At 57.8% G+C, this 23643-nt stretch carries 26 protein-coding genes; 2 read left to right on the forward strand and 24 right to left on the reverse strand.

What is annotated here, in order from left to right:
• Window positions 1–434: 434 nt before the first annotated feature.
• On the forward strand, window positions 435–1064 hold the full coding sequence (locus BLR16_RS16230; RefSeq protein ID WP_092194450.1) for a hypothetical protein: 630 nt from the start codon (window positions 435–437) through the stop codon (window positions 1062–1064).
• Here the strand turns inward: BLR16_RS16230 and BLR16_RS16235 are convergent.
• The 16 genes from BLR16_RS16235 to BLR16_RS16305 all read right to left on the reverse strand — a co-directional run bounded on the left by BLR16_RS16235 (window position 1043) and on the right by BLR16_RS16305 (window position 17222).
• Window positions 1043–1552: a DUF2514 domain-containing protein gene (locus BLR16_RS16235; RefSeq protein ID WP_161437864.1), complete on the reverse strand. Its 510-nt coding sequence runs from the start codon at window positions 1550–1552 to the stop codon at window positions 1043–1045. The genes BLR16_RS16230 and BLR16_RS16235 overlap by 22 nt on opposite strands.
• Window positions 1549–2094: a glycoside hydrolase family 19 protein gene (locus BLR16_RS16240; protein ID WP_092194361.1), complete on the reverse strand. Its 546-nt coding sequence runs from the start codon at window positions 2092–2094 to the stop codon at window positions 1549–1551. Before BLR16_RS16240 ends, BLR16_RS16235 begins: the two co-directional genes overlap by 4 nt.
• Window positions 2095–2158: 64 nt before the next feature.
• Complete coding sequence (locus BLR16_RS16245) at window positions 2159–3706, reverse strand: tail fiber domain-containing protein (RefSeq protein WP_074808289.1); 1548 nt, start codon at window positions 3704–3706, stop codon at window positions 2159–2161.
• 30 nt (window positions 3707–3736) lie between these two features.
• Entirely contained in the window at window positions 3737–4399 is a 663-nt protein-coding gene (locus tag BLR16_RS16250; RefSeq protein WP_092194363.1) for a hypothetical protein, read from the reverse strand.
• The gene (locus BLR16_RS16255) at window positions 4396–4764 is read right to left on the reverse strand and encodes a hypothetical protein (RefSeq protein ID WP_092194365.1); all 369 of its coding nucleotides are present in this window, start codon (window positions 4762–4764) and stop codon (window positions 4396–4398) included. Before BLR16_RS16255 ends, BLR16_RS16250 begins: the two co-directional genes overlap by 4 nt.
• The gene (locus BLR16_RS16260; RefSeq protein WP_092194367.1) at window positions 4761–7958 is read right to left on the reverse strand and encodes a phage tail protein; all 3198 of its coding nucleotides are present in this window, start codon (window positions 7956–7958) and stop codon (window positions 4761–4763) included. Before BLR16_RS16260 ends, BLR16_RS16255 begins: the two co-directional genes overlap by 4 nt.
• Window positions 7958–8356, reverse strand: a complete 399-nt coding sequence (locus tag BLR16_RS16265) for a DUF6950 family protein (protein ID WP_092194369.1) — start codon at window positions 8354–8356, stop codon at window positions 7958–7960. The genes BLR16_RS16260 and BLR16_RS16265 overlap by 1 nt, the downstream gene beginning before the upstream one ends.
• A 2-nt stretch (window positions 8357–8358) precedes the next feature.
• Complete coding sequence (locus BLR16_RS16270) at window positions 8359–8961, reverse strand: hypothetical protein (protein WP_092194371.1); 603 nt, start codon at window positions 8959–8961, stop codon at window positions 8359–8361.
• Entirely contained in the window at window positions 8961–9545 is a 585-nt protein-coding gene (locus BLR16_RS16275; RefSeq protein ID WP_092194373.1) for a hypothetical protein, read from the reverse strand. Before BLR16_RS16275 ends, BLR16_RS16270 begins: the two co-directional genes overlap by 1 nt.
• Before the next feature lie 17 nt (window positions 9546–9562).
• Window positions 9563–13606 (reverse strand): phage tail tape measure protein, encoded by a 4044-nt coding sequence (locus BLR16_RS16280; RefSeq protein WP_092194375.1) that lies wholly within the window; start codon window positions 13604–13606, stop codon window positions 9563–9565.
• Window positions 13607–13661: 55 nt separating this feature from the next.
• On the reverse strand, window positions 13662–14039 hold the full coding sequence (locus BLR16_RS28180) for a hypothetical protein (RefSeq protein ID WP_129446459.1): 378 nt from the start codon (window positions 14037–14039) through the stop codon (window positions 13662–13664).
• Window positions 14040–14097: 58 nt separating this feature from the next.
• Window positions 14098–14349 carry a hypothetical protein gene (locus BLR16_RS16285; RefSeq protein WP_092194377.1) on the reverse strand — a complete coding sequence of 84 codons (252 nt, stop codon included), beginning with the start codon at window positions 14347–14349 and terminating at the stop codon, window positions 14098–14100.
• 17 nt (window positions 14350–14366) lie between these two features.
• Complete coding sequence (locus BLR16_RS16290; protein ID WP_092194379.1) at window positions 14367–14840, reverse strand: hypothetical protein; 474 nt, start codon at window positions 14838–14840, stop codon at window positions 14367–14369.
• A gap of 70 nt (window positions 14841–14910) precedes the next feature.
• Window positions 14911–15831 (reverse strand): phage tail tube protein, encoded by a 921-nt coding sequence (locus tag BLR16_RS16295; RefSeq protein WP_057404419.1) that lies wholly within the window; start codon window positions 15829–15831, stop codon window positions 14911–14913.
• A gap of 66 nt (window positions 15832–15897) precedes the next feature.
• Window positions 15898–16791 (reverse strand): hypothetical protein, encoded by an 894-nt coding sequence (locus BLR16_RS16300; RefSeq protein ID WP_092194381.1) that lies wholly within the window; start codon window positions 16789–16791, stop codon window positions 15898–15900.
• Window positions 16792–16799: 8 nt separating this feature from the next.
• A complete protein-coding gene (locus BLR16_RS16305) occupies window positions 16800–17222 on the reverse strand; it encodes a phage tail terminator-like protein (protein ID WP_092194383.1) in 423 nt (140 codons plus the stop codon).
• Window positions 17223–17334: 112 nt separating this feature from the next.
• On the opposite strand from BLR16_RS16305, the gene BLR16_RS16310 reads away from it, so the two are divergent.
• A complete protein-coding gene (locus BLR16_RS16310) occupies window positions 17335–17919 on the forward strand; it encodes an NUMOD4 domain-containing protein (protein ID WP_092194385.1) in 585 nt (194 codons plus the stop codon).
• On the opposite strand, the gene BLR16_RS16315 is transcribed toward BLR16_RS16310, so the two are convergent.
• From BLR16_RS16315 to BLR16_RS16350, 8 genes are all read right to left on the reverse strand, one after another.
• Window positions 17910–18287 (reverse strand): hypothetical protein, encoded by a 378-nt coding sequence (locus BLR16_RS16315; RefSeq protein WP_092194387.1) that lies wholly within the window; start codon window positions 18285–18287, stop codon window positions 17910–17912. The genes BLR16_RS16310 and BLR16_RS16315 overlap by 10 nt on opposite strands.
• A complete protein-coding gene (locus BLR16_RS16320; protein WP_092194389.1) occupies window positions 18287–18646 on the reverse strand; it encodes a hypothetical protein in 360 nt (119 codons plus the stop codon). The genes BLR16_RS16315 and BLR16_RS16320 overlap by 1 nt, the downstream gene beginning before the upstream one ends.
• Window positions 18647–18649: 3 nt before the next feature.
• A complete protein-coding gene (locus BLR16_RS16325) occupies window positions 18650–19039 on the reverse strand; it encodes a protein singed (protein WP_092194391.1) in 390 nt (129 codons plus the stop codon).
• A gap of 40 nt (window positions 19040–19079) precedes the next feature.
• The gene (locus BLR16_RS16330; protein ID WP_092194393.1) at window positions 19080–19298 is read right to left on the reverse strand and encodes a hypothetical protein; all 219 of its coding nucleotides are present in this window, start codon (window positions 19296–19298) and stop codon (window positions 19080–19082) included.
• 48 nt (window positions 19299–19346) lie between these two features.
• A complete protein-coding gene (locus BLR16_RS16335) occupies window positions 19347–20363 on the reverse strand; it encodes a hypothetical protein (RefSeq protein WP_092194395.1) in 1017 nt (338 codons plus the stop codon).
• Between the two features lie 3 nt (window positions 20364–20366).
• Window positions 20367–21074, reverse strand: a complete 708-nt coding sequence (locus BLR16_RS16340; RefSeq protein WP_092194397.1) for a hypothetical protein — start codon at window positions 21072–21074, stop codon at window positions 20367–20369.
• Between the two features lie 69 nt (window positions 21075–21143).
• Window positions 21144–22190 (reverse strand): minor capsid protein, encoded by a 1047-nt coding sequence (locus BLR16_RS16345; RefSeq protein WP_092194399.1) that lies wholly within the window; start codon window positions 22188–22190, stop codon window positions 21144–21146.
• On the reverse strand, window positions 22180–23637 hold the full coding sequence (locus tag BLR16_RS16350) for a DUF4055 domain-containing protein (protein WP_092194401.1): 1458 nt from the start codon (window positions 23635–23637) through the stop codon (window positions 22180–22182). Before BLR16_RS16350 ends, BLR16_RS16345 begins: the two co-directional genes overlap by 11 nt.
• Window positions 23638–23643: the final 6 nt, after the last annotated feature.

A 23643-nucleotide genomic window follows, 5' to 3' on the forward strand; every position in this document is an offset into this window, starting at 1 on the left:
CAAAAACCCAAGGGCACTCGAAATTTCACTGGGGTAGAAATGAAAAAGCCACCCAAAGGTGGCTAAGTCATTAAATTATATGGTCGGGACGGAGTGATTCGAACACTCGACCCCTAGCACCCCATGCCTGTGGCAACTCAGTAAACACACAGCCTATGGCTGTTTTCTATGGCGCTCGCTGCAATCGAATAGCCATAGATCATCATAGGTGCAAGAGAAGTCACGCAAAAGTCACGCACCCTCCCCCGGCGTCCTGCCGACGAACACCACTCCCCAAATCCGAAACACTCAACTACTGTATGCACATACAGCAATTGAGAATCACCCCCATGAACGAGAGCAGCAGCTCAGAAGCATTGGCCGAATGGCACAAAAGGCTCAATGACAGGAGACAGTGGACGAACCCTGCGGTCACTTACCGTTTTCTGGCACGCATGGCCGAAGACATGCAGGCCGGTGGCTTGGTCGATCCATTGGAGCGCTTTGAGCTCTTCGAACTGGCCAGCGCCGCTTTCTGCCACTTCACCGAGGAAGGCAACCACGAATGGCGGCATCAGGCGTCGGACTATCTGGCCTACAACAAGGGCGGCGTCGTAGTCGGCAGCCTGCTGAACTCCCGATACGTGCTCCATGAGGCCGACCAGTCGCCCTACCATGCCGCCCATTTCGCCTTTCTCGACGAGAAAAACGAACTCATTATGAGGGATTACAAGAAGTACGGCGTGCTTGAGGGTCGCTACATCTATACCGAAACCGGCCAGACGTTGACGCTGGTTGAGCAATCCAGGCAGATCAACGGCGTGAGCTATCAACGCCTGAGCGATCAGGATCAATATCGAGCGCTCGTCGACGCCTCGGCGGTAGCCCTCGACCAAGGCGACTTCAAGTCCTACGTTTCGCTGTGGGAGCGTCATAGCTACTCGATATTTATAAGATGCCTTCACTGCTTGGACGGATTCGCGGTGCGTGACGATTGCAAGCACTGCGATGGACGAGGCTTTATCGAAGACCCGCAATGCCCGAATAAGCTGCCCCCGATGATTCAGCGAGTCAATGAACCATAGGCGGCTTCACACGCTTGCCCGGCTATTCGGGCACCGTCATAAGCTTTTGCCAGCTCTCCCGCTCGCGCGTCAGCCCGGCCGAGCAGGTCGGAGAGCACCATTGCGGCGCGGGCGGCTGTTTTGCTTCGTTCGGCAGCGCCGGTATCGCCGGGCACACAACTTGCCGTGGCTGCCAGCTTTCCGGCTTCGACGCGCAGCCGGTCGCCAGCAGCGTCAGCGACAGCAGAATCAGTAAGCGCAGCGGTCTGTTCTTGTCTTGCATCGTTCGCCACCTGGTTGGCCGCTTTCTGGCGGCGTTGCTCTTCGGTTCGGTACTCGGTGGTCGTGGTGGCCACCGCTTCGGATTGGGCGCTGACTTGCTCGGCCCACTTCGCCTTCCAGGCCAGATCGGTGACGGTCACGCCGTGCCGGTATGCCCCGTACAAAGCACCGGCCAGCGCCAGCATGATCAGCAGCAGGCCGAATGCCTTCCACGGCAGGGCCTTCACGCCAGCACCTCAAGCGCTCGGGTATAAAGCGCCTGCCGATCAGCCAAGCCGTTCGTGCCGCCGTTGATGCGCTTGGTGATAGTCAGGAAATCGCCCTTGTCGGCCAGCGCATTGAGGTTGGCCCGGTCCCAGAACCATGCCGCCGACATGGCGGCGTGGTCGGGTTGTTCGAGCAACTCGGGATGGTTGATCAGGTCCAGGCCCAGCGCTTCGGCGCACGCTTCATAGTTGGCCCGCCCCGTCACCTGAATCAGCCCACGGCCCCGATACAACTGGCCGTCGCCGTCGGCCTCGGGTGTGTTGCCAAGGCGCTCCGCCAGCTTGCCGGTGTCGTACTTCGACAGGTAGGCGCTACCGCCCAGCTCGCGCATGTAACGCAGCTGACCGGACTCATGACCGACTTGGGCGATGAAAGCTGCGACGCGCAGCGGCGTCACGATCTGGTACTTGCTCATTGCCGTGTTGAGGGCGGGTGCAAAAACGCCGGCTTTCTGGCCAGCGTTCGGGAGGATCTGCAGCAGCTGCTGCGCGGTGATCGGCATTTCGGTTTCTCCAGGCAAAAAAATACCCGCTCGATGGCGGGGTGCGGGTGCTGCGGGCTTGGCTCTACTGCGCTGAAGCGATTGCGGCCTCTAGGCGGGCTATCCGCTCTTCCTGTCCGCGAGCGATGAACAGAGCCAGTTGGTCGTATCTGAAGCCGTATCGATTACCTGCTTCCCGAGCTTTCTGAGTTATCACTACCTCGCGACTGGTTTCCTCCCAAGTGAAAGCAGGGAATTCACTGTACTTGTCGAACTCAGAATAATTAGCGTTGCTTTGAATAAGTTCTCCAGCCGAATAGATATTTCCCTTAATTATCTCAATTGACTCTTCCGGGAGCGCACCCCACTCATCAAAACAAATAAAGGCGTAAGACATTGGATCTATTCCGGCGCCAACCATTATTTCAATGCAGCGCTGAACAGTCATACCAATATGAAGTCGTGCTTCCTCTCCTTTTTTGTCAATAGCTTCCAGCCACTTGTACGTTCCTATCTCCCTTGCTAAAAGCATTGATACTGACAGCTCAGGGCCGGACATAGGTGATACTGTGGTTTTCTCCCTAGCGTCTGATGTTTGGATTGCTCCAGTTACGGCGAAATATGCTGCAAATCTATTCGTAGATGTTCCGCAGTTTATAATTCCGTCAGAGTTTGGATAGAACTGTGCGCCAAATACCAATCCTGGAGCGCTGGCAGACGAGATACCCAGATTACCAGCAGAAAGAGGAATTATCCTGTTTGTGTAATCTGCTGTAGATGACTGAAAGTGAAAGTCTATGTAAGCGCCACCAGTTAGCTCTAAACCGCTAAATGTAGGAGCTCCTGAATTCCCGAGGCCAAGGTTATCTCTTGCCGAGCCTACATTTGATGCTCCAGTACCTCCTTGAGTTAATGAAAGAGCAGTAGTTAGCCCGATTATCTGTGGAACCTGTATAGAGAGAGGAACTTTTAAAGCGCCTTCATAGCTAAGCGTCATTGCAGGACCTGTAGCACTGTTATCAGAGTTAACAGTTCGCCAGCTGAACCCGCCAGCGCCGCCGCCACGATTTACAACGAAGTGGCCCTCACCCTGTGAACCAGAGTTCCAGCCCATGTACATGCCTTGCACGTTGTAGAGCGCAGCCGCCTGTTGAACTCCAACCTCCGATAAAAGTACCCTTCCATCGGTTCGGCCAGTACCGCCCTTCGCGACCGGGACTGTGCTCTCTACAGCCACTGAGCCCAAGCCCAGCCCAGCACGCGCATCAGCTTGGTTTGCTCCGCCAGTGCCGCCCTTGGCCACCGGAAGCGTGTCGTAGTTGCCGGTGGTGCCGAGTGCCGCCAGCTTTGTGCCGAACTGGTTTACCAGTGCCCGCAAAGCATCAGCCGATTCTTTAACGTAGCCCTGCAGTGGCGCGAGTGCATACCCGCCCGCGCTGTTGCTTGCTCCTTGGTAGTTCGGAGAAATCGACATCGCGGTATCGCTGGCGATGTTGGTTACCTCGTACCAGCCGCCGTCAGGGCCGCGAAATCCGTCGCCTACACGGCTGTTTGCAATGAAGGCCGTACCGCTACCAATAACGGCGTTCGAATTTTGGGTGACGGAAACCGTCCCGGCTTTATACCAAGGCATTGAAGACTCCTAATTAAAAGACGCCTTGATTTAGGCGGTAAGTTTTGCGCAGAGAAATGGCCTGTGACCCTGATCGGTCCATGCCGTTGTTGCGAGGCTGTAAAGCATTATTTTCGAGTTGGCGTAATCCACACCGATGGCGCAACCGCCACCGTTTGACCCGTTATGGCAATGGAAGGCGAACGAGTTTATGGAGATAAATTCCCCAACGCCGAGAGATTTATCAATGCTCCACCTGTAACGCTGGCCAACACTTAGTTGCTCGCTGCCCACATATGTCCAGTTACCAGCAGCAAACGTCACTACGACTGGCGGTGCCCCGCTGTCATATACAAGCTCGCCTCCCGGACCCCATATTCGCGCACCAAACAATGCAGTACCCATTGATGCCCATGCGGCAATGAAGTATTGACCGCTCAACGTGCTTTGGACGTTTGAAGCCTTCATTGCGAAGCCTGTCCAATTGCCAGGACCGCCAGTGAACCACACCGATATCGGCACCTGAACGATGCCGTTTTGATCGGGCCTGATGAATACCAGAGGCGGATCAGCACTTGTTACCGCACGCGGAAAGGTGACATTAGCGTTTGTTGTTCCTGAATAACTGCCCTTCGTGAGCACGCAGAGCCGAGGCGTTTCCGAATCGATCTGCACAAAAGAGCTTTCATTGATGCTGATAACGCCAAAGCTCATGTCTTGAACCTCACTGCAAAGCCCTTTGCGACGATGCGCGTCTGGTTGGTGTTGCCGAGATTGGCTGACGGGTTGGCTGACCTAAGAACTACCTGGCCAGCCGACGTGGTCACGTACGGATAGGACTTGGTGTTGCCGGTGGCATCGCCCTCGGCGGACTGAATGTCCTGCGCCCTTGTGGGGATGACCATAAAGATGCAGTTCGCCGGATCAAAGCCAGGGATGCTCAGCGTGATTACCTTTGCCGTTGATCCGGACGTGTCACTGAAATCAATAACCCCCTTCCAAATAACCTGATAAGTGAACGTGGTCGTGTCCATGACCACGTTGCCGCTTTCATCCCATACCCTGGCCCCAAAACTCATGCGTCAAGATTCCCCCACTGATAGCGCTTCACACCGTTTTGGTCGAAGACCTTGCCGCCTGCGCCATTTATTACCTGGCGACCGCCGCTGCCCAGAGCGCTATTGATCTCAAACGTCCCGTCGAACCAAAGCTTCCATCCGGTGCTTCCGGCCACATAGTTGTTTGACTGGATGTAGCTGCCGATCTTGGCGTTGGTGATGGTGCCGTCCTGGATGAACGCAGAGTTGATGAATACCTGGCCGTTCTGCACAGCGAACGGGACAGAAATCGCGCCTCCTGCCATGGAATTGACCACCGCAAAACGGTCAGCACTGACCAGGAACTGGCTTTGCAGGCCTGCTGCGGTGTTCTCGATGCCAAGCCCAATGCCTGCGGCGATGTACTGTCCGTTTGCTGCGACCTGCATCTTGACGGACCACATCGCGTTCAGCTTGCCGTTGGTGGTCGCCTGCGCCGTACTGACTGTCTGAACAGCAGAGCTTGCGTCGTTCGCTGTTGCCTGAACCTGAGATAGCGTCGTCGAAAGCGCGCCGTCGGCATTCGCCCTGGCGGTTGCCTCTGACTGAATGGCCGCCTGAACCGTTGTCTGGTTCGTGGTAACAGTCGCCGTCAGGTTCGTAATTTGCTGGGTGGTAGCCTCCCGATCCGTAGCTTGAGCAGTTTCAACGATGCTGATTTTCGACTCGGTGCCGCCCACCCTGGCATCCAGCACCGTCGTGCGCTGTGCCAGTGCAAAGTCCTGCTCCGCCCTGACCTTCACTTCCTGCGCCACACTGGCCGTGCTGTCCCAGCCCTTGAGAGCGTCCAGCAGATCGCCTTCCCCGCTATCAGCCCGGTACTGAGCCTGCACCGCCTGTAGCTGGCTGGCGGTAACGCTGGTCTTGCCGTCCACCGTGGTGATGTCTGCGGTGTTCTTCGTTACCTGAGCTGCCAGAGCGTTGGCCGTGCGGATCGACTGACCACTGTTCACCCAGTACGCCGGGTTCGGCGGACCGTTGGACCCATCGGCAGCCGCTGGCACCGCCGCAATGGCCGTCCAGAGGTTGTCGCCCACGCGCACGGTGTTGTCGCGCACGTAGGGGTCGGTCGGCACGTAGACCAGAGCGTCGGTGATTTCCCCGATCTCAGCCTTCAGCTCTTCCATGCGCTCATTGACTGAGCCAGGTCCGTCGCCACTGATCAGCTCAATCTCTGAAAGTAGGTTCTGCGCAAGCTCGGTCTTGCTGATCTTCCCGCCGAGGGCAGCCAGATAAGCCGACACATCGTTCGAAGTCGCCGCGGGCACATAAAGGAAGGCGCTCTTCCCGTATGCGTTGGTCGAGCGGATGAAGTAGTAATAGTTTGTGTAGAACGCCAAATCGTTGTGAGTGAACGACAGGCCCTGCCCCAGGTACTGCGCCGTGCCCGATGTTGCATTTGGGTTGGTGCTGAAAAAGTACTCGTAGGTCCCGCCATTCAAGCCGTGGTTCGGGTTCTGCGGGATCAGCACAATGCTGTCAATCGAGGACTGCACCACGCAGGATTCCGGGATTGGAGGACCCTGAATGCTCACCGATATAGAGGCCTCTCCGGAACGAGCCATAGGACCCAAAGCAGCCACACTCATTGTGTATGTGCCCGACGCCAATCCGTTGATGGCAAGCGTGTTGGCAGTGGCGGGCACCGAGCGTGACTGCGCGACACCGCCGCCCTGGCGGACTGTCACCACATACGAGGTGACGATGCCCTGCGGTGGAACCCACGAAAGTACGCCCTGCACCACCTCAGCAGCATCGCCAGCCGACCATGCAAGGCCGGTGGGCGACCCAAGGCCGCCGCTTGGCAGGTTGATGAATCCCAGCGGGTTGTAGGGCTGGCCCACGGCGTCATCAAAGATTGCCGCCTCGTATTGCTTGACCTGAACCGTGCAGCCTTCGTTGTCACCCATCGACCAATCAGAGACGATGAACTCGCCAAGGATGTTCAGGGATGGCAAGTTCACACGCACGACGCGGCCAGGTCGGCAGTTGTAGCCTGAGAAGTTCATCGGCAGGCTGATTGCCCCGCCAGCCCGGCGCTGACGCAGGGAGATGTTCGCCAGGCGCTGCGGCTGATATGCGTCGGTCACATAGGAGAACGTCATCGTCTCAGCAGCTTCGCCACCGTCCTCAAGAATCCATTCGGAAACGCTGACCTCTGGGTAATCCGTCTCGGTCCAAGACTGCTCAGGATCAATGAACGTGCCGCGCACCGTGTTGATGGCGGAATCGTTGGTCGACTCGGTGCTGCCGGATACAGTGCCGATGATCATGTCTTCGGTGATTTCGAAGTCATACGGGCCGTAGTAGGCACCTGCCTGGAGCATCCATCGGCCGCCGACGCGGATAAGCTTGCCGGCGCATGACGCTTCCAGCTTCTGCAGCACGCCCGGGCGCTGCTCATCAGCACCAATCACGCAGGAGGTACGATAGCGCTGGCTGACAGAGCCGTCGGCATTGGTCAGCGCTTCATCGCAGACGTTTGCTGCACTGGCGAATGTCTCGAAAATGATCTCGTCGTCCGGCACGTTGCAGCGGTTACGCAGAAACCAGAGGATGTGCAGCGCGGTATTGGCGGTGTAGATGTTGTTGCCTGTGCGCGGGTCGTAAATGTCATTCCGGCCACGGACCACAAAGCGGGTGTCAGGGATGCCGGATGGGAACTTTTCGGCGCTGTACTTCAGGGTTATGCGCACGAACGACAGGCCGCGCCCGATCTGGCTGTCCTTCCAGTCCTGGCAGTTGGCCTTGAGGAATGCGTTCACTTCTGTCGGATTGACGATCAGCTCATAGCTGGCGAACTCGCCGTATGTGCTGATTTCCTCTTCGCCGAGGTAGATATTTTCAAGACCATCTATGGCGCCTTCACACAGCACGTAGACGAGGTGCAGCTGCTCGCCCTCTGTGAGGGTGCCTGACTGCTCCTGCGCCCAGACCAGCACGCCACCAGTGGACACACGGCCGAGGATGAAACGGATCGGCGCTTTGGACGACCTCACTGTCTGGGCGGATGGCTCGTTGTCGCGCAGCGGGGATTTAGTGTTGAGCTTCTCCTGTTGCTCAGATGCATAAAAAGCGAGTGCGGCACCAGCAACAGCGCCCCATGGGCCGCCTTGAGCGAAGCCAACGACAGCACCGACGGCGACTTGAGCCAGTTTTCTGACACCACTGCTCATTATTCAACCCTCCACGCCGCCAGCGGCTCACACACAACTCGAGCAACGCCGTCATCGGTCGTGGCCCAATAATCACCAGCCCAGAACACGGCCATGCTGCGGCCTGCAGGCGCTTCGTACATCACGACGTCGCCGCGCTGGATGAAAGGGACTGCCACCCTTGCAAAGCACGCGTCCCATGCAGATTCCAGGCTGCCGTGACGCTTCTTCAGCGCACGCTTGGCACCAGACTCGGTTTTGTAGGTGCCCCGGTATTGTTCTGCGGGATCGACACCGCACACGGCGCTCGCGCAGTCGGCGGCGAACAGGCAACAGTCAAATTCGCCCCATGAAAAAGGCCGCCCTTGGGCAGCCTTGATCACTTCATGCAGACGCGTGGTCCAGTCTCGATTGCGCATATCTAACTTCCGTAGGTGAAGGTCGGCGCATCCTTGGCAGACCCCCAGTAGATGGGCCATTCGGACATTTGCGCGATTGCGTAGAAGAATCGGTCGCCCTGGTGCCGGGCGCGGTGGTTTTCGTCAGTCCAGCGCTCGGTGCCGGTGCGACTCCATTCGGCCATGCGGTCGATGACCGGGACGGTGATGGTGTTGCCGTCCTGGCCATTGCCCGCGAACGAGAACTTGGCGGCGTCCATCCGCCCGGAAAACAGGATGTCTGCGGCGTAATTTCCGGCCTCGTCGAACACCACGAAGATGACCTTAGCCATTCGGCCCCGGCAGCCGCGCACGTTGGTTTCCGACAGGATGTAGGAGTCCAGCCCGCTCAACGTCAGGTCCACCGACATGGGCGAACCGGAGTTGTCGCTTTCCTGCGACTGGCTGACCTGGCCAAAATTGCCCACGCCTTCATAGGTGATGCCGTCGACGATAAGCTCACCAGTTCCGGTGTGGGCGAACACCATGCCGTCTGCGAAGTCCAGCTGCACGGCGTATACCGGCATGAATTTGCCAGTGGCGATGATATCCACCACGCTCTGGCTGAAAGGGAAAGCTGAGGGCATCAGAATGCCTCCCTGAATTGATAGCTGCCGTTGGCGACCACTGGCCGGCGCGTCATCGACCATGTGTCAGAGGTCATGCGCATTTCCGAGTAGGGGTTCATGTATTCAACCGCTGCCCCTGCCGTGAGCGTTTTCCGAATACGCTTGTTGAGCAGCGCCGTGACCTGTCCTTGGGCGTTCGACGATGCCGGGTCGGTCACCTCAAACATCTCTCCAGCTATGGTGATGTAGTCACCGGCACTGAAGACTGGAGAGCTGGCCGGGGCGCCAGCAATGATCATGCTGCGCGCCTGGGCGAAACCGCTGACCACGCTGAGCGCGCCGATACTCACTTTCCGGTACCGCGTGAAGTCCGGCAGGTTGAACGTTCCGAACATCCCGTCCAGCCTGCCGAGGAACGATGAAAGCTCGCGCTCCTGAGCCCGCGTGAGCAGGCCGAAGGTCAGCGTGCACTGCCAGTACGCGCCGGGATAGCCAACGATCTGCTGGGCGTTCGAAAGCGACGAAGTGAACGCCCGGCTGTTGTTGACGATGCCCCAGCTCATTTCTGACGGGCGCAGCGAAGCAGGCCACGTGAGAGCCATGCGTTACTCCTTATTGATTAGCGCCTGGCTGCGAGCTGGCGGATGGGTCCGTTTCGTTTGAAGTCGTTCAGCACCATGTCGTATGCAGCTTTCGCACCGTCGTAGGTGGATCGGGTCACATCCTCTTTCGTGGCTGCGTCAACATTTCCGCCCACAGTGATGTACTGGGTGATTGGCGGTACATTTGACGGAGACGAACCTGTGGACTGCGAAGATCCTTTTGCCGCGACTGCCGAGCTGCCGACATAACCTCCGTCGGCGTAACCCTTGGTATTGGCATTCATGCGTTCCAGGAACTCACGCGCGCCGGGCTGACTGACCACTTCTTTTTTCACGACAAACTCGCCGCCGTGCACGACGCCTTTCGGCTGGAACTTGCCGCCGTCACCGGTATAGCCACCGTCGGAGAAGCCATATTTGGAGCCGTACCCCGCCGCCGAAGCGCCTAGCGCCGATGACGATGTGGCCGCAGCGCCACCGCCAACACCCGACAGGGCGCTGAATGCAGTGCTGAGGAAACCCGCCGCCGCCTGCCTGAGCTGAATCCTGATCAAGTCAGAAACCACCCCGTCAGCAAAATCCTTGAACGAGGCCTTCCCGGTTTTTACGAATTTGAGGACAGCATCCTCCATGTTGCTGAAGCCGTTGGTGAACAGCTGCTTGGTCTGCCCGGCCACGTCGCGCGACTGCTCGAGGTAGTTCTCAAGCGCCGAACTGGCACCCAGGGTCCAATCGGACTGGGCTTTGTCGACGTCCGAGTAATACTTCTGCTGCATCGCCAGGCGGCTTTGCAGCGCAGCATTCAGCGCGTTGGTCTCCTTGCTGTACAGGTCCTGGCTGATCTTCCCCTCGTTGCGCTGCTGCAACAGGTTGTCCAGCTGGGACTGGTACTGCTCTTGAATCGCAAACTCCTCTTGAAGTCGGGCGCGCGCCTGATCGCCCATGCCCTGGCCTGCTAGGCTGTTGCTCAGGCCGATCTGCTCCTTAGAGAGCTGACTGTTCAGGTTGGCCTGAAAGGAAATCATCTTCTGAGTTTCCTCAGCAGCCAGCTTCCTGAGCTCGACTTCCTTTTCAAGGCTGGCGTTTTGCTTCTGCTGCGCAATGTTCAGTTCGGCCATGGCCAGAACTTGCTTTTGCGAGGCGGTGAGCGTTTTCTTTTCCTTCAGCTGAGCAATTTCAGCTTCCAGCTCGACCAGCTTCTTCTGCTCTGCCCCTATCGATTTGATGGTGCCGTCCTGATTCAGCAGCTCCTTGCTCTGTGCGACCAGCACCGCGTAGCGCTGGCGCGCGTCGTCGAGCATCTTCGTGCCAGCATCTTCCTGAAACGCCTTCTCCCTTCCAGCGTTCTTGTTGGGCTTGGTGCCTTCTGTGATTTGCCTGATCTGCGCGTCTACCCGCTGCTGCGGGGTCAACTTGACGGGGGCTGGAGCGACCGGAGCTACTCCGCCATTTGTCAGCAGACCATACCCTTTAGCGTTTTTATTTATGCCAAGGTCAATCTGTGGGCCGCCCTGAATTTTCAATGCCGCATTGATGACCCGCTGCATTTGTTCAATCTGCTTGTTAGCGCTTGTCTCTGCTGCTTTGGCGGCGTCTTCATGACTCCTTTTAACAGCCTCCGCTGCATCCTCAGCGGCCTGCTGCTGGGTATAGGTGGCAAGCAATTGCAATCTGAGTGCGGCCTGCTGAACTTTGTCAGCCTCTTTCACCGCGTCCTGATATTTCTCCCAAAGGTCCTTTTGTTCAGCCACAAGAATGGACTGTGCTTTTTGCTCTTTGGTAAGCCCCATCTGTTCAGCGCGGTGAGCAGCTATTGCTTTTTCATTCGCCCCGACCAGATCGCGAGACTCTGTCAGTTTGGCGATGTACTTCTGCCACTCGCCGAGCTGGGCTTTTGTTTGGGTGCTTGAACCGGCCTGAGCAGCGCTCAGACTTGTGGTGCTGCCGGTCAGCGCCTTGCTTGCAGCATCAACGCCAGCAAGTTTTGCTGCGAAATCAGCAGAGCTTTTGCTGCTTTCTTGCTGGGTTACAGCCAGTTCGGAAAGCGTCTTTATGAAAGCCGGAGTAGCGTTGCTGTTCTCTTGAATCCATTTTGTTACATCGTCCAGTGGGCGTTTACCCGCCTTAACCTCGTCAATCATGGTTCGGAACTGTGCGGCGAACGGCCCGAGTACGATGCCTGTTTGAATTTTGTAGGTGAAATCATCCAGCGCCGATTCAGCTGTTTTCAGCTCCTTAGCCTGTTGTTCTGCCCACGTTATTTTCTGTAGGCGCTGCTGCTCAGCCGACAAGGCTTTGTACTTCTCTATCGACTCGGCAACGGTTGCGTTATGACTGACAAGCGACGCTGAGGCGTCTTTGGCGCTGTCGCCAACGCTCAGAAACGAGTATGCGACGGCGCCGGTCAAAGCAATCAGGCCAACAGGGCCTGTCAGTAATGCGAGAAGCCCGCGCCCTGCTGCTGCCGTAATCAGCATTGCCTTGCTGGCGGTGGTTGTCGCGGCAGTCGCCACCTCAGAGGCCCGAACTGCTGCGTTGAGCGCCAGCGTTGTCTCGGCGTAAGAAGCGGCAGCAGCCGTCCGGCCAGCGTAAGCTGATTGAATCTGTGCGGAAGTAGCGATGGTTGTTGCTGCGAGAGCGGCTTCGGCGGCCTGTACCTGCCGGATGATTGCCACCTCATCAAGTCGAGCCAATGCCATGCGGTTCCTGGCTGCGGCACGCCCCTGCTCGCTGATCTGGGCAGCTAAACGCTGCTCTTCTAACACCCGCTCTGCTGCGAGCGTTGCCTGAACAGACTTTAGGTTGTTGATTTCGGACTGCTGACGAACTCGGTCGGCTGCCACTTTTTGCTCGGCGAGACCCAGCTCGGCGTTTGCCCTGGCAAGCATGGCGGTAGCATCTGCTTGTTTGGACTGAGCACTCAATAGTGACTGTTTTGCCGAGGCCGCCTCCACTGCGGCGTTTTTCAGGCTCATCGTGGTTGAGTACGCAAGAGCCCCCGCCTGCGTCAACGAGGCTTTGGTGGCAGCCACCAAGCCGACGGTAGCTTGACCTGCTGCTATTGCCAGGCGACCACCAAGCACGTAGGCAAGCGTTTCCGCTACATTCGAAACCCTGGAAAGCAGAAGATAGGTAGAGGATGAATCCTTTGTAAGGTCGTCCATCGACTTGGACACAGATACCAGCGCGTGCGATATCGACGCGCTGACGCCGCTGGCTTGGTCCATCTTACCGACCAGCTGGGTAAACGAGTTGTCCAGCGCGGTTATGCTGTTGCCGATCGTCACCGCAGTTCTGGCGAAAAGCTGGTCGACGGCCTGCTGCTGAGACTGCAGGGCTTTGACTACGGCATCGGCAGTGAGAAGGCCGGCAGCGCCAAGCGTACGCAGCTCTCCAACCGTTTTACCCATACCCGTAGCAATGGCCTGCGCCAATGCTGGGGCCTGCTCCATAACGCTGTTCAGCTCTTCGCCGCGCAACACGCCCGACGCAAATGCCTGGCCAAGCTGGATCAGCGCTGCGTTGGCAGATGCCGCAGACGCGCCAGAGATAGCCAAAGTCTTGCTGATCGTACCAACGACACCGGCCACGCCCTCACCAGTAAGCTTCAGTTCTTTCTGATTGGTCGCGATACGCTGATATAGCTCCGCAGTTGCGGTCAATGGCTGATAAGAGCTCTGCGATATCGCAAAAACTGCTTTTTGGGCAGCCGCAAGCTCTCCGGCACCATCAGTCACAAGCTTCATGCGGTTCGTGAGAGTGCTGTATGCCTCGGCTGCGTCGTAGAACGCCTTGGCGCTGAACGCAGCCGCGAGCGGTCCAGCGATGCCAGCGGCAACACTGCCGAGCGACTTTACTTGACGCTCGAGGCTTTGAACCTGAGCGGCAGCTGATCTGGCATTTTGGCCAGCGCCATTAATTGCATTGCCTGCACCGGAAACTATCGGCCCAGTCCTCAAGCCTGCATCGTTCAGCGCCTGCAAACCTCGACGAAGATCGTTCACTTTCTGCTCGGCGCTGCGGCTATCTACCTCAATAGCGAGGCGTGAGGTGAGGGCCATATTCTTCTCCAATGAAAAAGCCACCCGTAGGTGGCCTTGTTTTTTTGTCGGAACTTCAGAATTTTGTGTTTCCCGGAGACTTAACCATCGAACATGGGGACGTTTCTTCGTAAACAGTTCCGGTCATCCCACTTGAGGTTTCTCTTCGTAGCGTAAGGGTTACGCGATCAAGAGAGAACTTTTGGGGGTAGCTGCGAGAATCGCTTCGCCATGTAACTTGCTTTGGCCCAAACGAAGCAGATGAGGTGAAGTTGAGCCCGGACCCACTTTTTTCGCTTTGCAGCGACGCTTTGCCGTTTGGCTGATCAATTACAACCAGCAAGTCGTCCGCGCTCTTGTCGAGTGCCGGGCAAGAAAAATACAGAATGTCTGCCGCAAAAACAGTTTGAGAAAGACAGCCAAGCACCAGTGCAGTTAAAGCCGATCGCATCATTTACTCTCCTTGTGAATAGCAGCAATCTACCATCATCGGGCGCAACGGCGAACGACCGTTAATCCTCTTCTTCCTCGTCGTCCTGATCCATGAACATACGATCCAGCTCGAAGATCACATCATCGACCTCTTCCCTGGGAATCGGAGAGGGTCGCGCATCCAGCCAGTCCGATATCTCGCGGGCAGAAAGCGGCATTGGGAATACGCCGCCCATACCTGAGATGTAGCGCCGCCCCCGGCACACTCCCCTGAACGTGTTCAGCAGGTATGCGGTGATAGGGTCTTGGGGCGGCTCATCTGGTACGGTCATGCCGAACCGCTGGAAGATCAGCTTGCGCTTTTCTGCTTCTGGCCCCGCCCACTCGCTTTCCCACTGGAAGCGGGCAATGGCTTTTCCAGTGTCTCTACCTGCTCTTCCTTCTTCGAGATGGCCAGCTCACCGCTGTACTTCAGCACAAACATGAACAACTCAACATTGTCCTCGAGCATCTGAGCGCCGATATGGGCGGTGTACTTGACTTCGTTTCCTTCGTCATCAACCGCACCGGTCCAGTCCTTCAGCAAGAACGAGGCGATGGCCAGGCAGTGATTGACGTACTCGGTCTTTTCGCCCTGGATGATGCCGATGTCACCTTCCTGGAACTGGGCGTCGTTGCGAGCGACACGGCGGCGCATGCGCTCCATGGCGATCTGGTATTCGGTGTTGTCCAGCGAGACCAGCAGGACTTTGGTTTCCTTGTCGAAATCGAACCACTTCGCAGCGGTGTCTGCCGCTTCTTTGTTCTTCAGTTTGAGAGCCATGATGCAACCTCAACGCCACGCCATAAAAGGACCGCCCCGGCAGGCGTTATCACCGGAGCGGTCAAAAGGTTTACGCGTCTGGATCAGCGGCCAGTCGAGTGATGGTCGGGCTCTGCTTGGCCACGGTGTAGTTCAGCTCGATCTGGATCAGGTCACGCTTACCGCCGTTGGGAAGCTCGCCGTCCACTTCCACAGCCGGGAAGCTGAACGTGTACTTGTTGCCCAGCGAGTCGGTGATAGGGAACTCGACCGCGATCGGCAGCCGGGTGAAGGTGTTCTTCCAGATCTGCCACGCGCGCTTGGACCATGCCAGCGTGATGCTGCCGGTGATGGCCGCTTCGGTGGCGATGTGGGCACCCGGGCCGAGTCGCTCCGAACCCAGACAGCGCTGAGTCTGCAGGCTGTTGTCCAGATTGATGGTCATGGCCGATACGCAGGCCACGCCTTCCAGCGACTGACCATTCACCAGAATCGTGCCTACGTTGTTGTTCGACAGGAACGGCGTGGTGGTCGGCGCGTTCGGCGTCACGACAATCGGCGTCTCGCTGTCGGTGTAGTCCAGGCACGCCATGTTGAACGTGGCGGTGACCTTGCCTTCTTCCGGAATCTCCAGCGCAAAGGTAGACACGTGAGCGCCCTTGAAAACCCCGTAGACGCCGATGTCGTTGTAACCCTTGGCGATGCTGAAGGTATTGCGAGTATCGCCTACACGCAGCACGTCGCCCGTCCAGACGCCGTAGAAAGCGGCCTCCAGAAGCTGGTCAAACGAGCCGAACGAGAACTCGGCAGAAAGATCACCGCCGATATCAATGCTGGTGGCCACAGAGCCTTGGCTCAGTCGGGTGTCGGTGATCTCGTCACTGACTTCGGTGTTGACGGTCGGGGTCAGCGCGTTACCGGTCAGGCGCAGCGTATCCCAGGTGCCGTTGGGGGTAACGCCGGGCGTCACCTCCTTGATGATGTGTGAAACGACTTTTGCGCCGGAACTCATGTGAGTCTCCTTTCTGCGGGCATAAAAAAACCCGCTCAAGGCGGGGTTGGCGGTATTGCTTGGCTGTTACTTGGAGGTCACTACGGCGGTCAACTGGCTTACACAATCGAACAATCGATCCAGCATCTCGTTGGCGTGGGCAGCGTGAACTTCAAGCGCTCCGATCCGGGCAGCAAGCTGAGTGTCGGCACTGACTCTGGTGGTGATCTCATGCTCGATCCTGGCAGCCAGGGCTTTGCCCAGCTCGGTTTCGCTGATTGCTGAACGGAACTGATCCGCCAGCTTCGATTTATCATTTTCAGCATCGCAACCGGTGCGCCCCAGTGCGTCAACAAACTTCTCAATCGGATCTTCATCAAGATCCATTCCCACACCAGCCACGATCATCTGTCCTGCGGCGTTGGTGGTGGTCCGCAAACCCCAGTCTGGGGAAAGCTTGCCAGCGTCGATGAACGCCTGGGCCAGGGAGACCTGATCGCCTTCAACGGCGAATGGCGTCTCGATCTTTTCGTCGGCCTTGTCGAGGTTGCCCAGCACGATTCGGGGCACGCCATCATAGAGAAATGTGAGCGTGTCACCTTGCTTCTTGATCGAGTATTCAGGAAGTCTGGCCGCACTGGCGCGCGATTTTGCCTCGTCGGCAGTCTCAGGGCGCTGGTAGGTCAATGTGGTGCGGATATCAGCGAAGCCTGGATCGTATGACTCATCCTGAGTCGTGAGCTGCGCACTTTCACGATACTCGGCGGGGATCTTGAATATCTCTGCGCCGATGAAGGCGTAGTGTTCGATCGCGCTAGCGGGAAGATCGCTCGCCGCCCATTCGCCAGCTGTAACGGTAATCATCTGAGGCTGCTCAGGCAGGCTGCCGACAGAAATCTTAGGCGAGTTGATTTCAAATTCACCGGTTACTTTGTCAAGCTTCCAGCCAGATACGTTTGGCACGTAGTTATGACTTTGCATAATTCCTCTCAACCGGCGCGGAACCGGATATTCACGTTGATCTGATAGAAGCCTTCGTACTCGCCTGCGTCGACCTGGCTGGCCTCGATGCACTCAAGATCGCCTTCAGTCCAGTAGGCAAAGTGCGCTTCCAGTGCATCGGCCAGTTCATTCAGGCCGCGCATACCGGTGCGTAACCGGGCAAAGCACTGCACGACGATGATGCCGGGCTTGCGGGTGTAGGGCTGGTCGGCCATGCCGGCCATGAAGGCGGTGGCGTGCTGGATGTTCAGGCGGCACCAGAGGCCTTCGGCAGGTGGCTTGAACACGCCCGAACTGTCTTGGTTCTGAGCGGGGTACTGAGCGTTTGGGTAAAAAATGCGCTCCTGATCAATACCGGTGAACGCCACCATGCGCGCCGTGATGGTCCGGCGGATCTGTTCGTAGGTCATTTCGTATCCTGTATAATTCAGGGTGCAGCTAGGGTCGCTCCCGAAAAGGCCGATTCATCGTCAGCCCTGCTGCGCCCTCCCTACGATGAGAACTCTGTGATGGAGAGTTACCGTGCAAGAAATCTGGAAGCCCATTCCCGGGTATGAAGCTTTTTACGAAGCATCAACCCTTGGCAGAATCCGCTCACTGGATCGTCAGATCCTTCGCAGTGATGGCGTTGTCAGGCCGCTCAAAGGCCGTATTTTGAAACAGACCCCCATGTCTGGATATCTCATGGTTTCTCTGAGTGTTTCCGCCAAGCGTGACGTTCAGTTGGTGCACAGGCTGGTCGCATCCGCTTTCTGCGAACAGCCTGAAGGATGCTTTGTGATCAATCACATTGATGCGGATAAATCGAATAACCGCTCTGAAAACCTTGAATGGACTACCAGCAAAGCGAATACAGCCCATGCAATGAGCCTGGACCTTATGAACTGCCCTGTGGGTTCCAAGAAAGGCGCTGCCAAGCTGACCGAGGCCGATGTCGCGGTAATCATTCGCCGGCTTCACACCAAAGAGCAGCAGAAGGTAATTGCAATCGACTTCTGTGTTTCCGGCCCGCGCATCGCAGACATTAATCTCGGAAAGGCTTGGCGCCATGTTGTTGTGCCTGAATGCGGCTCTCCGCCCTACCACTTGAGACGACCTCAGGTATAGGCAGCAGCGACGCCAGCGAACGCCAGTCCAAATATTCCATTGGGGGCTTGCTTGGAGTGGCCGTTCTCTAATTTTTCGGCGTAAACCAAATTATTCTGGATGTAGATGATCGAAAATGGCTTGAGACCAGCCAGAACCGAAGCGCCCTTGCTGATCGTGGCTGCTCCGGTCGGGTCCAGAGTTTGGCTGTTTGAGAACACTGGCGAGCCAATCGTGACCGTTGTATTTCCTCGAAACCTGCCGGTGTCCACCGGGGAGCGGCTGATAATTTCACCCAGGAGCGCCATTGCGATGATTCTCAACTGCTTGGTCATATCGCCTTCAATCTGGGCGATGAACGCTGTGGGGGGCGTGCTCCATCCGGCCATCAGATTTGCCTCAGTTGGATTTGATAGATGCAGTCGGCCGGGTCCTTCTGGACGTTGATCACGTCGAAACCGTTGATCTTGTGGCCCACCTGCGGGATACCACCGATCACCTCATTTGTGAGGGCAATCAACTGCTGATCGGTGGCCTTGATGCTTTCACCGTCGATTAGGTCGATTCGGTAGTCTGCGAAAACCCCTCGCCCGCTGTACGCAACCACTACGCCCGGGGTAGAAGCCTCCGTGACTGGGTTAACCGTTCCGGGCAGCGTAATCCCACCGCTGAACGTCTTTACCGCATCTGCCAAATCAGTGTCGAAGGCCTCAGCCATATCAGCCTGGATTTCATCTCGAATACCCATGGCTCACCTGTAGACGTTGAAGCTAAATGCGCTGGATCGCCACGGGGACAGCAGCGCCAGAGCGAACTGCAGGCCATCCGGAAGCGAGGTTGATTTACTGGTGTCGATTGACGCGAATGTTTTACTGGTGGTCACCGGGCCAGCCTTGACGGTCTTAGCCTCAAGAGTGCCCTCGGTCTGTTGCTGGTACAGCTTTCCCTCGGCCGCAAGCTTGGCCATCTCGATGCCCGCCTGCTTGACCTCTTCAGGGATCGCTTCCATATCGACGCCTGCCAGGCTCAGAGACGTCATGTATGCATTGGCCTGCATGACCGCCCTGGCCTTCTGGTCTTCGGGGGCCCAGGTGGCACCCAGCGCGGCGTCAACGTCTGCCACGGTGATGTAGGTAGCCATCAGGCCTCCGAATTGAATGAGTGGGGCCGAAGCCCCGGTGTTACTTGGTCGTCTTGCTGGTGGAAGCTTTGTTGCCTTCCGATTTATCGCCGCCGCCATTGCTGCGTGCTGCCGACTCGTCAGCTTCAGTGCGCGCGCTTTCGACGCCACCGGTTTCGCCTACGGTTTCAGGGCCCACGGTGATGCTGCCTTCAGCGCCACCGAAACCCCAGCGCGCTTTCACGTTCGGGTCGATGTGCTTGTCTTGTGCTACAGCCATGATCTTTCTCCTTCAGGTCGGCCGGCCCCGCGTGAGGCCGGCGCTCGGTTACGCCGAGACAGTGGAAGTGATGAAGGCCAGAGGAACCTGCTTGCGGCTCCACTTACGCTCCCAGTTGGTCGCCAGCGCCAAGTCGGCCCAGTTCGCCGAGATTGGGCGAGTTGTGGTCGGTGTGCCCGTGATGGTGGCGCTCAGGAACGAGTAGCCCAGGGGGTGCATGACGAAGTTGCGACGGTTCCAGAGCGTTTCGGCACCGCCACCATTGCCGCGATCAGGCGTGCGGTCGTACTCGAGGCCGTCCTCGCCTGGAGGGGTTTCCTCAGCGAAGCCCATCGCGCCAGGGCCGAAGATCACCGACAGGTACTTATTCGGCGTACCAGCGATCACCGGCATGGAGTCATCAACGACGACGCGCATACCTTGGAAGCGGCCAAACTCGGGAACCTGGTCAGCGATCGGGGTGAAGTCGATCAAGTTCAGGATCTGCAGCTCGGTCTGCACGGCGGAGTGCATCGCGATGACGCTCAGGCCGCCCAGCTGGCCGGAATAGTCGCCCATGGTGGCCTTGGCGCGGATGATCGCTGCTGCGTTGATCACACCGCCCGCATCAATGACCATGTCGCCGCCATTGCTGGCCACGTTGTCGTTGTAGATGCCCACGACAGTAGCAATGGCACGGCGCTGGGCCGCACGACGCCAGTAGCTCAGCAGGCGGCCTGCAACGAACTCAAGCGGGTCCTGGTTGGTGATGTTCTTCACCAGATTCATGCAGTTCCAGCCTTCGTTGAGGTACGCCGCGCGCGCCTGCATGGAAGCACTGGTTACCGACAGCGGTACAGCAATGTCGGTGTACACGTCGTTCGAGTAGTTCGACTCGATGGACGCATCCAGGTCAACCCACCAAGGAATGGTGAAAGTGTTGGAAGGGCTGGCCAGCAGCGTGGACATGTCGCTGTTCGATGTCAGGATGCCCGACTCGAAGAACGCAGTTTTTTCCACGCTGTTGACGGTGATGTAGTCGCGCAGCTCGTCGCGGAAGACTACGTCGGCGAGAATGGTTGGCATTGCTTAATTTCCTTTTTGCTTGGCCTCAGCAGCGGCTTTCATGCGCGCATGCTCGGCGGGGTTGGTTCGGCGAAGCTCTACGCGCTCCATACCGGTCATTTGGTCCCACGTTTTGGTGGCCCCGCCACCCTTACCCCCGGTAGCCCCGCCACCGTTCGCTTGCGTGCCGCGCACCAGTGATGCGTAGCGTGGTGTTTGTTCGAACTCTTTCGCCAGGTCCTCCAGAGTAGCGATGGTCAGATTGCCCTGGGCATCCGTGACCTTGACCTGACCCTCGACGACCTTCAGCCGGCGCTGGATGAACTCGGCCAGGATCTCGGCGTTTTCACCATCAGCGATGACGGTTGCAACCTTCGATGCTGCCGAGGACAGATCGCGGCGCTCAATGGTGCTGGTCAGTTCGGCCAGCTTGGCGCGCTCTGCTGCCAGTGCTTGTTCGCTGCTGGTGAACAGCTGCTCGAAGTCACCGCGGGCCTTTGCTGCTTCCTGCTCGCGCAGTTGCTGGGCCTGCTCGGCATCTCGGGCACGCTGCTTGGCAGCCTTGGCCTCGTCCAGCAGGGTCTGGTTCTGGCGCTTCAGGCCTTCCAGATCCTCGCCGCCGCTGGGCAGGCCTTCAATTGCCAGGACGTAATCCTCGCCCTGCGCCTTGTAGAACGCCTGCATGGATGGTTCGAGCGCGTCAAATGCTGCTTTGTCGATCTTGTACTTCATGTCATCCCCCGGATGATTTGCCGTCGGCACAACCTCAGGCGTAAAAAAACCGGCTCATGGCCGGTCGGTTCAAAGTCCTGCGCGCTCGAATGCTGCAGGCTGTTTTGCTTTCAGTTGATCAAGCGTCAGTGTTCGCCCGTTGTCGTCGACGAATCGGTCGAGGGTAAGCTCACCCTTCGAGAACAAGGCATAACGGCTCGGACCGAGAACGTCCTTCTGAAACGCGGCGGGCTGGCGCTCCAGCCATGACTGATAGGTGACCTTGCTGGATACCGGCTCGGTTCCATCCGAACCTTTTGAGGGCCTCGTTGAGCCTGGTATGTCGCGCGCATACTGGTCTTTCAGCACTGGCAGCGCGCTTGACCTGCAATTCCAGTGGCCGGGCGGTCTGGGGTCATCCCATCCGTACAGCTGTTGGTCACGGGCCTGGCACATGTGCGACGTGCGGCTATCCAGTGTGGATATCCACCGCCAACCCTTGAGGATGTCGTCGTTCGCCTTGAGCGTCTCCATGCGTGCCGTGCTGGCCACATGATTTGTGACCGTGCGGACCAGCGCTCTCGCCTGTTCGCGTTGCAGCATTTCCAGACCTCTGATGCGTTTGGCGATGGCCTGAGTGGTCTCACCCAGCGCGGCCCCGATCTGAATCTCGCTGATGATCTCGGCGGCCTTCTTGCTGCCGAACTGATCAAGCGCGCCGCTGATGCTGATCTTCTGGACGCCCTTCTTTCGGGCTTCCAGCGCCATAGGCCTTGTCAGTGCGGACGAAACGACGATCCGAGCCGACGGCGTGCTGACCTGAACGCCAACGCTCACCGTAGCGCCGAGCATTGCAGCGCTGAATGCGGACTCATGGACTGCAAAGTCGCTTAGGTCGGCTTGTGCCTGCCCTTTCATTTCAGCGTAGATGCCCCGCAAATCGCTTTGCAGCACTTCTATCTGCTTCTCGTACCGCTTGGTGCCGTAGACACTCAATCCCGCTGATACGCGATCCTTGGCGGTCGCAATGGCAAGCGTGATGAACTTAGCCACCTCCTTGAGATTGCTGCCTGCGTGCCGCTGGACGTATATCTGGTGCCGGGTGGTGGCGTCGATCAGATAGCCTTCACTGCTCATTGCCTTCACCGGTCACTGGTGGCTCGTCCGGCTCACTGCCCAGTACAGGCGCTTCAGCCTCGCGGTCCTCGTCGATATCGTCGTCGGTGCGGTCCGACTCCAGTACGCCGGCTTGACGCAGGTTCGTGCGGAAGTCGGTCTTGGCTATGATCCCCTGCTGCCAGAGCTGCATTTGAGCCAGGATCGCCTGAGCGTCCATCACCTGATCGAAGAATTCCTGATTAAGCCAGAACACGGTTCCCTTGATGTCCACTGCATCCATCATGAAGCGCTGGGCGTCGAACAGAGCCAGCTTGATAGCCTCGGACACGTTCCCGGCAATCGTGCCCAGAACTGAGTTGTCAGAGCTGTAACGGATGCGAACAGCTTCTGCCGTCTCGGCCCCGTTGCCCTGCTGGACGATTCGGGCGCCGATCATGAGCATTTGCTCTTCCTTATCCTTCATCAGCTCCCGTGCCAGCTGCGTTTCCTTTGCCTGCAGCATGATTGCCGAACCTGACTTGCCCAGGTTGTGGCCGCGCCTTGACCCAATGTGCATACCGTTCGGGTTCAGCTTGATGAACTCTTCAGGCTGTATGTCCGTGGTGATGAACAGGGTTGGCTGAGAAGCGATGAATCCAGCCTCTTCCACCGTAGCGCTGTTGCCATAGTGAAGGATGTTCACGTCGGCAAGGTCCTCAAGCGGGGCCTTGTCGATGCTGGCGTCGTTGTTCTGAGCGCCGAAGAAGTGGAACAGAATGTGATCGAATGGATTGCCAGCCTTGTCGGTAGGCTCAACCTCGTCACCCTCAGGGTTGTCCGATGAATGCACGCTCTGGACGTACTTGCCACCCTTGAGCATCAACGCCCGGTATTGATCCTTGGCTGTGAACTCAAATCCGTCCTCGGTGGGCTCATTGATTTTCTCATGCAGCACGACCAGCACCAGCCGCTTCACGCCGTTGATGACGTCCTCGCGCCAGTTGATGATGGACTCAGCCGGGTAGAAATGAATGAACGCCTGAGCGCCTGCCGATTGAGCTTTTGTGAGAGACGTTTGCCCCTCTGGCAGCTCAACCTTCGGGAAGTCCACCAGAAAGCCGCCACGCCCCGTGTCCATGCATTCGCCGACAGACTCCTTGCTCAGCTGCTCAAGGCTCGCTCCGTCGCCGCTGGCGTTCTCCAGCAGGTACTGGATAGGTGCCGGCAGCTCAACCTCAGCAGTCTTGCGGAACACTGCGCCCAGCAGGCCGGTGCGAGTCCGTCCAACCACGTTCAGAAACATGGCGCGTTTCTTGAGCTGCTGATACCGGGCCTTGTTCTCGTCCGACTGGTTGAGAGGGTCCGGCATAGGCAGGTACTCGTCGTACTTGCGGACCTCGCGCGGGCCAGCTACGCAGCGCTTGACCAGCTGCCAACCGGGCAAGGCATCGCTGTACTCCTGCCGTGTGGTGCTGTAGTTGGGCATTGCGTA

It is taken from the genome of Pseudomonas sp. BS3767, assembly GCF_900099665.1.
Classification (GTDB): domain Bacteria; phylum Pseudomonadota; class Gammaproteobacteria; order Pseudomonadales; family Pseudomonadaceae; genus Aquipseudomonas; species Aquipseudomonas cerasi.